Annotated in this window: 13 protein-coding genes; 11 read left to right on the top strand and 2 right to left on the bottom strand. The window is 67.4% G+C overall.

The window, feature by feature from the left end:
* Window positions 1-229 precede the first annotated feature (229 nt).
* The 6 genes from BW730_RS01835 (at window position 230) to lnt (ending at window position 5,739) form a co-directional block, all read left to right on the top strand.
* Window positions 230-814, top strand: coding sequence for a TlpA family protein disulfide reductase (locus BW730_RS01835; RefSeq protein WP_077687482.1), 585 nt, complete (start codon window positions 230-232; stop codon window positions 812-814).
* On the top strand, window positions 811-1,590 hold the full coding sequence (locus tag BW730_RS01830) for a cytochrome c biogenesis CcdA family protein (RefSeq protein ID WP_077684795.1): 780 nt from the start codon (window positions 811-813) through the stop codon (window positions 1,588-1,590). The genes BW730_RS01835 and BW730_RS01830 overlap by 4 nt, the downstream gene beginning before the upstream one ends.
* A 126-nt stretch (window positions 1,591-1,716) precedes the next feature.
* Entirely contained in the window at window positions 1,717-2,091 is a 375-nt protein-coding gene (gene cmtR / locus BW730_RS01825; RefSeq protein ID WP_077687481.1) for a Cd(II)/Pb(II)-sensing metalloregulatory transcriptional regulator CmtR, read from the top strand.
* A gap of 218 nt (window positions 2,092-2,309) precedes the next feature.
* Window positions 2,310-3,110: a P-type ATPase actuator domain-containing protein gene (locus BW730_RS20465; protein WP_261340784.1), complete on the top strand. Its 801-nt coding sequence runs from the start codon at window positions 2,310-2,312 to the stop codon at window positions 3,108-3,110.
* Entirely contained in the window at window positions 2,996-4,174 is a 1,179-nt protein-coding gene (locus BW730_RS20460) for a heavy metal translocating P-type ATPase (RefSeq protein WP_250637753.1), read from the top strand. Before BW730_RS20465 ends, BW730_RS20460 begins: the two co-directional genes overlap by 115 nt.
* Window positions 4,175-4,182: 8 nt before the next feature.
* Window positions 4,183-5,739 carry an apolipoprotein N-acyltransferase gene (gene lnt / locus BW730_RS01815; protein WP_077684794.1) on the top strand — a complete coding sequence of 519 codons (1,557 nt, stop codon included), beginning with the start codon at window positions 4,183-4,185 and terminating at the stop codon, window positions 5,737-5,739.
* A gap of 44 nt (window positions 5,740-5,783) precedes the next feature.
* On the opposite strand, the gene BW730_RS01810 is transcribed toward lnt, so the two are convergent.
* Together BW730_RS01810 and BW730_RS01805 are read right to left on the bottom strand one after the other, a co-directional pair.
* Window positions 5,784-6,413, bottom strand: coding sequence for a methyltransferase family protein (locus BW730_RS01810; protein WP_226996980.1), 630 nt, complete (start codon window positions 6,411-6,413; stop codon window positions 5,784-5,786).
* On the bottom strand, window positions 6,410-8,494 hold the full coding sequence (locus tag BW730_RS01805) for a heavy metal translocating P-type ATPase (protein ID WP_077684793.1): 2,085 nt from the start codon (window positions 8,492-8,494) through the stop codon (window positions 6,410-6,412). The genes BW730_RS01810 and BW730_RS01805 overlap by 4 nt, the downstream gene beginning before the upstream one ends.
* Window positions 8,495-8,592: 98 nt before the next feature.
* On the opposite strand from BW730_RS01805, the gene BW730_RS01800 reads away from it, so the two are divergent.
* From BW730_RS01800 to BW730_RS18405, 5 genes are all read left to right on the top strand, one after another.
* Window positions 8,593-8,883 carry an ArsR/SmtB family transcription factor gene (locus tag BW730_RS01800; protein WP_026926296.1) on the top strand — a complete coding sequence of 97 codons (291 nt, stop codon included), beginning with the start codon at window positions 8,593-8,595 and terminating at the stop codon, window positions 8,881-8,883.
* 193 nt (window positions 8,884-9,076) lie between these two features.
* Window positions 9,077-9,682 (top strand): M23 family metallopeptidase, encoded by a 606-nt coding sequence (locus BW730_RS01795; RefSeq protein ID WP_051215013.1) that lies wholly within the window; start codon window positions 9,077-9,079, stop codon window positions 9,680-9,682.
* Between the two features lie 3 nt (window positions 9,683-9,685).
* A complete protein-coding gene (locus BW730_RS01790) occupies window positions 9,686-11,200 on the top strand; it encodes a multicopper oxidase family protein (RefSeq protein WP_226996978.1) in 1,515 nt (504 codons plus the stop codon).
* Window positions 11,201-11,271: 71 nt separating this feature from the next.
* The gene (locus BW730_RS01785; protein WP_026926298.1) at window positions 11,272-11,751 is read left to right on the top strand and encodes a hypothetical protein; all 480 of its coding nucleotides are present in this window, start codon (window positions 11,272-11,274) and stop codon (window positions 11,749-11,751) included.
* A 772-nt stretch (window positions 11,752-12,523) separates the two neighbouring features.
* Entirely contained in the window at window positions 12,524-13,102 is a 579-nt protein-coding gene (locus BW730_RS18405; protein WP_051215014.1) for a phosphotransferase family protein, read from the top strand.
* Window positions 13,103-13,205: the final 103 nt, after the last annotated feature.

Raw genomic sequence — 13,205 nt, 5'->3', positions numbered from 1 at the left:
GCTACTGGCCGAAGCGTGCCGCTGCGCTCTGTCCGACGACGGCAGTACTCGCAGCGATAGAGGGTTGACGCGAGATCACGTGGCTGATGGGGTTTGACTACCAGGCCACGAAGCTGCTTGCCGGAGGCCCTTTTCGGCTGTGGCAGTCTTGTGGGCCAGGGACGGTCCCTGGCAGTGGTCGGGACCGCAACTGTGACTCTGAGAGGTTGGATCAGTGCAACGGTCGCACATTGGGAGCCTTCCGCACACGGTCAGGCGCCGGCTCTGGAGCGCGGCCGTTGCGATCGCGTCGGGTGTTCTGCTCGCGGGTTGCGGGTCGACACAAGCCAACACTGGAGGGTTCGTGTCGGGTGATGGCAGCCTGACGGTGCTGCCTGCCGATGAGCGTCCGCAGGCGCCCGTGATCGAGGGCGTCACGCTGGATGACGAGCGGTGGACGAGTGCTGACGTCTCCGGGAAGGTGATCGTCTACAACGTGTGGGGTTCCTGGTGCGCGCCATGCCGCTCCGAGGCGCCCGCGCTCGTGGCCGCCAGCCAGAAGCTTGCCGACCAGGCAGTCTTCGTCGGGTTGAACACCCGAGACTTCGACAAGGCCGCGCCCCGTGCGTTCGTGCGGGCATTCGAGGTTCCCTATGTGAACCTGTTCGACCCTGAGGGTGCGCTTCTGCTGAACTTCTCCGGCGAGTTGCCGCCCAACGCCATCCCAAGCACGATCGTGGTCGACCTGGAGGGCCGGGTCGCTGCCCGGATCATCGGCGAGACCACAGAATCGACCCTGGTGGGTCTGATCCAAGACGTGGCAGCGGGCAAGTGATCCCGCTGGAGTTGGGCGACTGGATCCGCCAGGCTGTGGGCGGCTCGGTCGCATTGGGTTTGCCGATCGCGCTCCTCGCCGGGCTGGTGTCGTTCTTCTCACCGTGCGTGCTGCCGCTGCTGCCTGGCTACCTGTCGTACGCCACCGGGATGGGGGCTGCGGACATCACTACCGGCCAGAGCGCGAAAGGGGTGGCCGGGCGGGGTCGCGTACTGCTCGGGACGCTGGGGTTCGTGGGCGGTTTCGCGGCGGTGTTCGTCGCCACCGGAGCGCTGATGGGTTCGGTGGGTGCCGCGCTCTTCGCGTGGCAGCGGCCATTGATGGTGGCTGCCGGCGTGTTGAGCATCGCCCTGGGATTAGTGTTCACCGACTGGCTGCCGTGGGGTCGCGGGACGTGGCGGCTGCAAGTGCTCCCCCGAGCCGGCGTGGCGGCGTCGCCGCTGCTGGGAATCGTGTTCGGGCTGGGGTGGACGCCATGTATCGGCCCGGCGCTATCGGTCGTGCTCACGTTGGCCCTGAACGAGGGCACTGCGCTGCGCGGCGCCGTGCTTGCCTTCGCTTACGCGCTCGGCCTCGGGCTGCCGTTCATTGTCGCTGGACTGGCCTTCGACCGGCTGGGCGGCACGCTGGGCTGGGTGCGCCGCCACCATCGTGCCATTCAGGTCACCGGCGGGGTGACCATGATGGTGATCGGGGTGCTGCTGATCACCGGCTGGTGGGACATCGCAATGGCCGGTGTACGGCAGTGGGCGAGCAGTTTTGCACTGCCGGTCTGACCCGACACCGATCCACGTACTCACCGCCGGGATCAGCGTGAGCCACGTTGCGGCGTCAAAAGAAACCGGGCTGCCTGGGTGACCCATCCTCACGCATAAGGTCAGCATCCGATGTATGGTCAGTGTGTGCTGACTCTTGCTTCCCGGTTGGACGTGATGAATCGGTTGGGCCGGGCGATGGCCGATCCGACCCGTTCGCGGATTCTGCTCCAGTTGCTGGAGGCGCCGGGGTACCCGGCTCGGTTGTCGGAGTCACTGGGCCTGACCCGCACCAATGTGTCGAACCATCTGGCCTGCCTGCGCGGCTGCGGATTGGTGGTGGCAACGCCCGAGGGCCGGCAGACGCGGTACGAGATCGCTGACCCGCATCTGACGCGAGCGCTGGAGTTGCTGGTGGAGGCGGTGGTCGCCTACGACGACGGCGTGTCCTGTGTGAATGAGGACTGTGACGTGCCGTTGTGCTGTGGCCCGGGTGCTGGCAGGACGGGAGAGGCCCGGTGAGCAGGGAGTGCTGCGGCGAGGACGCTCCACGTGGGGACGGCTCCTTGCCGATGAGTCTGCTGCGGGAACCTGGAACAAACCAACCCGGACCCGCCGGAGACCTGAGAGTTGCGGCGCACACACCGGGCGGCGCGTGCTGCGAGCCGGCTTCCAATGGTCGCGGCGAGCGCGACGAGGACACTGAGGGGGTGCGGCCACCGTGGTGGCGGGATCCCGCTTTGCTGCCGTCGCTGGTCTCTGGGGTGTTTCTGCTTGCCGGTTATGGTCTGGCATGGGCCGGGCTCGACCTGGCCGCTGGAGGGCTTCAGGCCGTTGCCCTGGCGGCTGGGGCCTACACCTTCGTGCCGGGCGCTCTCCGGCGGCTGGCTCGCGGCCGACTCGGCGTAGGCCTGCTCATGACGATCGCGGCGGTCGGGGCGGTTCTTCTGGGACATGTCGGGGAGGCGGCTGCGCTGGCCTTCTTGTTCTCGTTGGCCGAGGCTCTTGAGGACCGGGCGATGGATCGTGCGAAGGACGGTCTGCGGGGGCTGCTGGCGCTGATTCCGCAGACCGTTCGTATCTCGCGGCTGGGCGGAGACGTGACGGTCCCGGCCGCGGAGGTGCAGGTGCTGGACATCCTGGTGGTCGGCGCTGGTGAGCGGGTTGCGACCGATGGGGTCGTGGTGATGGGCCGATCGAGCATCGACACATCGGCAGTGACTGGAGAGTCGATCCCGGTGGAGGTGGGTCCGGGCGATGAGGTGCCGGCGGGGTCGGTGAACGGCTCGGCGACCCTGCAGGTCGAGGCCACCGCGGATGGCCGGGATAACTCGCTGACTCAGATCGTGGCGCTGGTCGAGCAGGCCCACGCCCGCAAGGGGAACGGGCGCGTTTGTCGGATCGGATCGCCCGCCCGCTGGTGCCCGTGGTGCTGGTCGTGGCGGTCCTGGTGGTTGTCTTCGGGTTCATCGTCGGTGATCCATGGACCTGGACCGAACGAGCTCTGGTGGTGCTGGTCGCGGCGTCACCGTGCGCTTTAGCCATCGCGGTGCCGGTGACCGTGATCAGCGCGATCGGCGCGGCGTCGAAGTTCGGTGTCGTGATCAAGTCGGGCGAAGCGTTCGAACAATTGGGGACCATTCGCACGATCGCGCTGGACAAGACCGGCACCCTGACCCGGAACGACCCCGCGGTGGTGGACGTACGAACCTCGCCTGGCATCTCGCGGGGGGACTTGTTGTCGCTGGCTGGGGCTTTGGAGGCATCCAGCGCCCACCCGTTGGCGGCGGCGATCGCCGCGACCGTATCGGGCGCGCCCGCGGCATCCGGGGTGGTCGAAGAAGCCGGCTGCGGCATCACCGGTCAGGTCGGAGATGCCCGGGTCAGGGTCGGTAACGTTCGATGGATCGACCCCGCAGGGCTTTCGCCAGATGCTGATGCAATGGCGGGCGAGGGCATGACGGTCGTCGTGGTCGAAGCCGACGGTCAGATAGCCGGGCTGATCGGCATTCGTGACGAACTGCGACCTGAGTCCGCAGAAACGGTACGTCTGCTGCGCGCCCAGGGCATTGACACGATCATGCTGACCGGCGACAACGCCAGCACCGCGAACGCGCTGGCCCGGCAGGCCGGGATCACCAACGTGAGGGCCGAGCAACTTCCGGCCGACAAGGCCCTGGCCATCAGGGAACTTACCGGTGGCAGCCCCACGGCGATGGTGGGCGACGGCATCAATGACGCCCCAGCGCTAGCGACAGCGACGGTGGGCATCGCCATGGGCGCCAAAGGAGCAGCCGCCGCGATCGACTCAGCGGACGTGGCGTTCACCGGTCACGACCTGCGGCTCATACCCGCCGCGCTGGCTCACGCGCGCCGGGGACGGCGGATCATGACGGTGAACATTGGCCTCGCGCTGGCGATCATCGTGCTGTTGTTCCCGCTGGCGCTGTTCGGCATCGTCGGACTGGCTGGGATTGTCCTGGTCCACGAGGTGGCCGAGGTCGTGGTGATCCTCAACGGCATCCGCGCCGCCCAACGACCGGCCGCTTTGAGCAATGCCAGGTCTGCGGAACAACCCAGTGCCGTGCTGGCCAGCACCCACTAGCGGTCAGCATGACCATCACCACGACCAGTCCGCCTGCGGACGACATCAGCCAGCCCGCGCAGCCGGCGCGGCCTGCGCTGCCGCTGGGGTGGGCCATTGTGACCTCGGCTTTGGCTGGCGTGGGGCTGGACGCTGCATTCCCCGAACTCGGCTGGTGGCCGATCGCCTTCGTCAGCGTCACCCTGGCCCTGCTCGCGCTCGCCGGCCGGAAGTCGGGCGGAGCCTTTCTGGTCGCTCTGGTCTACGGCGGTGCCTTCTTCGTGGCGCACCTGAGTTGGGCGGGACGGTTTCTGGGTCCGCTGCCGTGGCTCGGTCTGGCCGGCTTGCAGGCACTGTTGTTCGCCGCGGGAGCAATACCGATCGCGTTGGCCTACCGGTGGTCCACGCGGACGCTGCGCGGCAAGTGGGGTCAGCTAGTGATCGTCCCGCTTCTGGTCGGAGGGTTGTGGACACTGCGCGAGTCCATCATGGGCAGCTGGCCCTACGGCGGGTTCCCCTGGGCTCGTCTGGGGATGAGCCAGGCCGGCAGCCCGTTCGCCGAAGCTGTCTCGTGGGTAGGTGTGACCGGCTTGTCGTTCCTGATAGCAGCCGTCTGTGCAGGGATCGCGCAGTGGTGGCGGATCGGTCGCCGGCGTGACTGGCGGGGCCTGGTCATGCCTGCCGCGGTGACCGCCTTGCTGCTCGTGACACCGCAGTTCCCCACCACCCCGGCTGGTGAGGTGACCGTGGGCTGGGTGCAGGGCAACGGGCCGGCCGGCTACTTCGACGCCGCGGCCCCTGGTGCGATGCTCACCGCACAGACCGCCGCGACCATGCCGCTGATCGGCCAACCGATGGATGTGCTGGTCTGGCCCGAAGGAGGGGTCGACAGTGACCCACTCAACAACCTGGGGACCAGCAGGGCACTCGATGAGCTGTCCCACCAGGTCTCGGCGCCCTTGCTGGTGAACGCTGCAACCCGCCGCGGGGAGAACACCTACAACACCTCCCTGCTCTGGCCGCCTACCGGCGGCGAAGTCCAGCTGTTCGACAAGGCGAATCCGGTGCCGTTCGGCGAGTATGTGCCCGACCGCTGGCTCTACCAGCGAATCGCACCCGACCTGATCGGCCTGATCGGACGCGAGTACACCCCCGGCACCAACTCCCCGCACATCAACCTGAACGGCGTCGGGGTGGGATTGGCGATCTGCTTCGACGTCATCTTTGATGACGTCATCTGGCAGGGCGCCCAAGACGGGGCTCAGCTATACCTGCTCCAATCCAACAACGGCGACTTCCGCGGCACCGACGAGAACCTGCAACAGGCCGCCTTCGCCCGGATGCGAGCAATCGAAACCGGCCGAAGCGTCGTCAACGTCTCCACGACCGGCACCAGCCAAGCCTTCGCCCCCGACGGCACCCTCCTCGACGACCTTCCCGCCGACACCGCCGGCGCCCGCGTCACCACCATCCCACTACGCACCGGACTGACCCCGGCTGTCACTCTCGGCACATGGACCGCCGGCCTTCTGGCCGCGACCAGCCTGCTCGGCCTCCTGCTGCTCGGGTTCGCAGTTCGGCGCTAAAAGCTGCCACGCGCGTCCCATGTCCTCGACCCGGCCGATTCCGGCTACCGAGGGGGCTGGCGAAAGGTTCGCCCCATTCTTGGGACGAACCTGCCGACCCTAGCGGCGTAGTCGCGGTAGGCGTCGCCGTGGGCGGCGCGCAGGTAGGGCTCCTCGACCGCCCGGACTTGCACCTGGATGGCGACGAGCAGCACGACCGTCGCCGTCAACGAGGCGATCGTCGGGGCCAGCAGGAACAACCCGACGCTTGACACAGCCATCCCGGAGAACACCGGGTTGCGCACCATCGCGAAGGTCCCATCGGTCACCATCTCGGTGTGCTCCTCCGGGTCGACGCCAACCCGCCAGGAAGCGCCCATCTCCCGCTGCGCCCGCAGCAACGTCCTCATCCCGAGCAGTGCAAGGACCAGCCCGATCCCTTCCACGATCGTGCCGCCGGGGATGGTCAGGCGTCCGATGCCGACGATCTGCGTCACCGGGCCTGCCAGTCCGAGCAGTAGCGCGACCGCGAACAGCAGCTTCCCCCACCATTGGGCGGAGCCCGCCGCACCTGCTTTGAGTCGGAACCCCGTATCTCCGTTGCGGCGCAGGTGAACCACCGCTCGAAAGCCGAACGCCAGACCGAGACCGATCAGGTACAAGGCCAGCGCGATCCAGCCGTTCAGGGCCGTCACTCCACTCGCCCGTCCAACTCGGTCTGGGTGCGGCCGGCGAGTTCCTGCCGTGGAGCAGCCGATCCTGCACGTCCGGCCGGACGGTCTTCGTGGGTGATGCCGTGGTGGTCGCGGTTGTGGTCGAACCGCAGCAGTCGCAGGGCGTTGAGGACGACGAGGATGGTCGAGCCTTCGTGGATGAACACGATCGGACCCATCGCTAGCCCGAGCAGGCTGGCCGGCACGAGGAACGCGACGATGGCGAGGGCTGCGATGAGGTTCTGCCGGATGAGCCGGGAGGTTGCTCGGCTGAGTCGCACCATGAACGGTACCCGTCCGAGGTCGTCGGCCATCAGAGCGATGTCGGCGGTCTCCAGGGCGACCGCCGACCCGGCAGCGCCCATCGCGATGCCCAGGCTCGCGCTGGCCATCGCGGGGGCATCGTTCACACCGTCGCCCACCATCGCCGTGGTGCGACCACCTTCGGTGAGGTTGCGGATCGCGACCACCTTGTCCTCGGGCAACAACTCACCCATGGCCCGGTCGATCCCGACCGAGCGGCCCACGGCGTCGGCGACCGCCTGGTTGTCCCCCGAGATAAGGACCAGTTCCCCGATGCCGGACTCGCGCAGGACGTCGAGCGTCTGGCGGGCTTCGGCTTTGGGCGCGTCCATCACACCGATCACGCCGAGCACGCGGGCGCCATGGGTGACCACCATGGTGGTGCGGCCTTCGTCCTGGAGTTGATCGACCGAGGCCTTGACCTCGACCGGCAGCTCGTGATCGGCCTCGGCCATCATCCGGACGCTGCCCACCAGGACGATCTCACCATCCACCGTCGCGCGGATGCCACGGCCCGTGACGGCCTCGAGGTCGGTCGCCACGCGGCGCGCGTTCGCTCCGACCAGTTCGGTGAGATCGCGGACGATGGCAGTCGCCAACGGGTGGTCGCTCAACGTCTCGGTAGCCAGGGCGATCGCATTGAGTTCATCGACGAGGACGCCTGGTGCTGGGATGGTGTCGGTTACCGTGGGGTGTCCCCAGGTGAGGGTGCCGGTCTTGTCGAAGGCCATGGCGTCGACCTTGCCGAGAGTCTCCAGCGGGGCACCGCCCTTGACCAGGACGCCGGCGCGGCCAGCCCGAGCGATCCCCGCCAGCACAGCTGCTGGGGTTGCGATCGCCAAGGCGCAGGGGCTGGCCGCGACCAGGACCAGCATCGCCCGGTAGAAGCTGTCACCGAACGGCTCGGCAAACCAGATCATCCCGACCGCCAACACCACGACCACGGCCAGGATGACCGCGGGCACATAGAACCGCTGGAACCGGTCGATGAACTGCTGGGTGGGCGATTGGGCTGTGTCAGCCTCGGTGACGAGCTTCACCACCCGCGCCAATGTGGTGTCGGCGGCCGCTGCGGTCACCACCATGTCGAACGCGCCGGGGCCGTTCACCGTCCCGGCGAAGACCCGCGAGCCACTGGAGATCGCGTCGGGATTGGCCAGGGCCTTGGCGACGTCGGGCACTGCAGCCTTCTCCACCGGGATCGACTCCCCGGTCACCGCGGACTGGTCGATCGCCGTGCTGCCGACGCTGACGAAACCATCCGCAGGTACCCGCGAGTTCGGTCGCACGACCGCGACATCGCCCACCTGAAGCTCTTCCACCGGACGCTCAACAAGCTCGTCCGGGCCGACGCGGAGCGTGGCCGTGCGGGGTGCGAGCTCGCCCAGCGCCTTGATCGAGCGAGTCGCGCGGGCCATCGCGTACTCCTCCAGGGCGTGTCCGAGGCTGAACAGGAACAACAGCACGGCACCCTCGGAGAGCCTGCCGACCGCTGCTGCACCGGCGGCGGCCACGATCATCAGGAAGTCCACTTCGAACCGGCCCCGGCGGATCGAGCCCCACGCCCCCCGCACGGTGAAGAAGCCCCCACAGAAGTAGGTCGCAAGATACAGGCCCAGCACCAGCGGTTCCGGGGCACCAAAGCCGAACTCAGCGATCAGCCCCGCGATGTAGGTCACGCCGGAGGCGATAGCGAAGTACAGCTCCCACCTGCCCTGTCCGTGGGAGTCGTCTTCGTGATCTTCATGCGCAGCACTCATGATCTAAACATATCATGATGTAATGATGCATTGCCACAGATCGCTCGGAATCTGGTTGGATCAATCCAGGCCGCGTTCCGGAAGAGGGGTGGTGGTTCATGAGGTTGAATGCCAGCGAAGCCGAGCGCATCGCGGAGGTGATGGGCGGCCTGGCGACGCCGGCGCGCGTCCTGATCCTCGCTCGCCTGTTGGACTCCCCGGCCACCGTCAGTGAGCTCGTCACAGAACTGGCGATGTCGCAAGCCTCGGTCTCCAACCACCTGCGCATCCTGCGCCACCTGAACCTCGCCGCCGGCGACCGGCAGGGACGCAACGTCCTCTATCGCCTGCAGGACGACCACGTTCGAGCGATGGTCGAACAGATCCTGAACCATGCCAGTCACGACTAGAACCCTGAATGGAATCTGAGAAACTCTTAGGCTAGTCTTACCGCCGTCGAGAGGGGACGGGGTGGCTGCCAGCGAGGTTCGCGCGAAGCGATTGCCGGGAACGGCAAGGATTATCGCTCTGGCAGCTGCCGTCCTCATCGGCGCCAGCGGGTCGCTGGACCAGGGACACACGGCTCATGCCGCTGATGCGCCGTTGCCCCCCGCCTCGGCGGCAGCCGTCGCCGCTGAGCGGGCGCCCACCTTCGAGGACCTGCTGGAGAACCGCAGCAAACAACTCCAGGCAACCGCCGCTCAGGTCGACCAGGTGCGGTTCCAGTCTCTCCTCGCCAAACACGAGAAACGCGAGCGCAAAGTCGCCTCCGACATCGAGGCAGAACTCACCCGGTTGAAGGACCTCAGCAGGTTCACCTGGCCCACCAAGGGTGGCGTGGCCTCGGGATTCGGGATGCGCAAGCACCCCATCCTCGGCTCCATGCGCCTGCACAACGGCGCGGATATCGGAGGCGCGTGCGGGAACCCCATCTACGCCACTCAGTCCGGAACCGTGACCAGGGCCAACTTCAGCCGCAGCGCCGGCAACAACGTCCGGATCGACCACGGTCGTATCAAGGGCAAGAACGTCGAGACCTCCTACCTCCACATGAGCAAGTACGCCGTCAGCGCAGGCCAGAGTGTCACCAAGGGCGACGTGATCGGCTACGTCGGAACCACCGGGCTGTCCACCGCCTGCCACCTCCACCTAGCCCTCTACGAGAACGGCAAGGGTGCCGACCCTGTGCCCTACCTCGTGAAGGACTGAGCGGTGGCCATCTCCCAAGCTCGGACTTCTCCGACCACCAGTGCCGGCATCCAACCACCCCGCGACACCGGAACCTCACGTCGAGCACTGCTGGGCGGTGGATTCGCACTCGCCGGTAGCTGGCTTCTCACCGGATGCGTACCCGCGGCGAGCGACCCTGCGATTCCCGGTGGCTCGCGGTGGCCACGTGGATCGCTCACCGATCAACCCATCGTCCAGAAGACGCTGCGGGCAGCGCCTTCGATCATCGACCTCGGCGGCACGCTGGCCGAGGCCTGGGCCTACAACGACACCCTTCCCGGGATCGACCTTCGAGCCAACCCGGGCGATCTGCTGCGCCTCAACCTGGACAACCAACTCCCCAGCCCCACCACGATCCACTGGCACGGAATGCCCATTCCGAACGACGTCGATGGCGTCCCGGGACTCACGCAGAACCCGATCCAGCCAGGGCAACAGCATCTCTACGAGTTCACCGCACCCCAGCCCGGCACTTACTTCTTCCACTCGCACGTCGGAGTCCAACTGGACCGCGGCCTCTACGGGCCACTGATCGTCGATGATCCCGCAGAGCCGGGCCGTTACGACGCCGAATGGACCGTAGTCCTGGATGACTGGCTGGTCGTCGACGGTCAAACCCCCGAGGACATGTTCCGGCGCCTGAACGCCCGCCGCCCCTCGACCACCGGCACCCAGGCCGTTCAGCTGTCCTCCCGCAACGAGCCGTTCTTCGGCGACGCTGGCGACATCCCCTATCCGCTCTACCTGATCAATGGAGCAGTACCGACAGCGCCCGTAACCCACCAGGGCCGCCCCGGCGACCGTGTCCGGCTCCGCGTGATCAACGCCGCCTCGGACACGATCTTCGCCCTCGCCCTCGGCGGACATCGCCTGACCGTCACCCACACCGACGGCCACCCGGTCAAGCCGCACACCACCTCCGCGCTCTATCTCGGCATGGGCGAACGATACGACCTCCTGGTCACCCTCGGTGACGGCGTCTTCCCTCTCGTGGCCAAGCCATGGAACAAGCCCGGCCACGGCCTCGCGCTGGTACGCACCGGGTCCGGGAGCCCACCGGAACCACCGGTCCAGCTGGCCGAGTTCACAGGCCAACTCACTCAGGGGCTCGACCTGTACCCGGAGGAGTCGTCGTTGCTCCCGACCCGGCCGATCGATGCGCGCGCGACCATCGAGCTGGGCGGGCAGGCCAACCCCTACCGGTGGGTCATCAACGGTGCGCCCTTCGGCCAGAATCAACCCCTTGAAGTGGTCGACAACGACCGCCTCCTGCTCGAGGTCGTCAACACCACCACACGCGCACACCCGGTGCACCTGCATGGCCACACCTTCGCGCTGGACAACGGACTGAGGAAAGACACCCTCCTGGTTCCCCCATCCAGCACCACCGCCGTGCACCTGGATGCCACCAACCCGGGAACATGGGCACTCCACTGCCAAAACGAGTACCACACCAAAGCCGGCATGATGCTCACCATGCGCTACAAGGGCCGCTGACCCGCTCGCCGATTGCCTCCGCCAGGCCGTGTCGCCCAACTACACTGGGCGTGTCCGGACGAGGAGCGCTGATGAGGAACCGTCACCACAGCCTCTGGAGCGCTGCGCTGATGACGGTGCTGGGCGGGATCGGCCTGGCTAGCGCGGCCGGCAGTCTGGACGTGAGCGACAAGACCTGTTCCCCGCAGCTTCCGCTACTCGCCTCCGTGGGCGTCCACCTGGACCTGTTCGCACAGGCTCGAAGCTGCCCCGAACACAGCTATCTCCCCGGCAGCAACTTCGACACCACGGTACGGCTGTGGGTGCTGGTCTCGACCTCAACCCTGGCCGCCGGCATCGTCGGCGTGCTGCTGGCGCTGGGCGCAGGACTATGGGTACGCCGCACCCTGCGGTCGGCGCGCGACTGGCTGCACCGAAGGTTCCCGACGCCGTCATTCACCAGGCCAGTCGTGGCCAAGCCTGTACTTGCGGCCGCCACCCCGCGGCCTTTCCACTCTTTCGAGCACTATCAGCCATCGCAACGTCGCGGGCCACCAGTTTCGTTCTGCTGACTAGCCCTCTTCGTTCGCCGCGCCCAGCCGGATCGCGGCACCGCTTCCGCACGCGGTTCATGCCTCCGACGCCGTGGGCGTGACGAACGAGCCATCCCGATGGCGAACTCAGCGGGCAACCCAGGTTCGCACACGACGGACTCGATGGTGTCCTTCGGCCCGCTCCGCAGTTCACCGTCCGCTGCAAATCGCGGGAGCCGTCACCATCGCTACGCAGTCATCAGGAGACTGACATGAGCAAGGATCAATCGACTCACCCAAGCGCTGGTGACGCCCGAGCGGCGCCGCGAGCCCCCATCAGGCTGAGGACCAGGACGATCGTGATGCTCCTCATCGGGGTCGCATTCATCGCTCTGTGGGTCTACCTCGGACTCCAGTTGACCCGTCCGGTACCGACGCCGGCACATTCAACGATCTCGGCAGTTCACTCCAGGTGAGCGAGATCCAGGCAGTGATCCCGAGAGGGATAGCCGACTTCGTGCGAACAGTGGCGAGTGACCATGGCGGTGAAGCGGCCTCGCACACTGTCGTCTCTGAGTTGGCCCACCAGGGCCAGCGCCGACCGCAGCCCGATCGGGCGCGCGCACGGCTCTACGCCTGCGCCGGAGTTGTCGTGAAGATACACCCCTTTGGGGCCGATACAGCACTCCTACGACGCCGGCTGCAGGTCATCACCCAACCCGGAGCAAGCCGCTTCTGGGTTCAGCCACTGCACGGCATTCCGATACTCGCGCCCGACGGACAACTCACCACGATCTGGCCACGAGTAGCCGTGCTGGCTCCCGACCACCGGCCACCGTGGACGCAGTTGGGAACCCTGCTTGCTGAGCTGCATCGCACCCGTCCCGCTGGGTCGTCATTCCCGCAGGCGGGCGTGCTTGCCCGGCTTGGCCGGGCGATTGACTATCTGCGCCGCCGTCCCTACGACGACCTGATCTGGCTGGTCGAACTCGGCGAGAACCTTGCCAGCCGGCTACGCCGGCCACAACGCACCGCGATGATCCACGGCGACCTCCACCTGGGTCAACTGGGCCGCCCCTCGCCGGCGGGCGACTGGTACCTGCTCGACCCCGACGACACGGGCGTCGGCGACCCGGCCTGGGACCTTGCGCGCCCAGCCGCGTTCTGGGCGGCAGGGTTGCTCCCTGACGAGCCCTGGACGATCCTCCTCAATGCCTATCGAGCCGCTGGCGGTCCCGCCGTGCCGCCAGCCGGCGACCCCTGGACCGACCTCGACCCACCGGCTCGCGCCGCGACCCTGATCGCGGCCGCTCGCTCTCTCCGCTCCGGCGAGTCCCCAGCCACGACCCGCGCACTGCTACAGGCGTGCCGCCGGATGCAGGACAGTTGACAGCCCCAGCAGAAACCACAGGTGCCGGCGGTTCACCGTGCCACGCCGACATCCGAGTCAGCGTCAGCGACCCGCCTCACTCCGACGCCCGGGTGCATCCGCA

It is taken from the genome of Tessaracoccus aquimaris, from assembly GCF_001997345.1.
In the GTDB taxonomy this organism is placed as follows: Bacteria; Actinomycetota; Actinomycetes; order Propionibacteriales; family Propionibacteriaceae; genus Arachnia; species Arachnia aquimaris.
The sequence above is the reverse complement of the archived record's forward strand: the minus strand, read 5'-3'. Positions and strand labels throughout refer to the sequence as shown.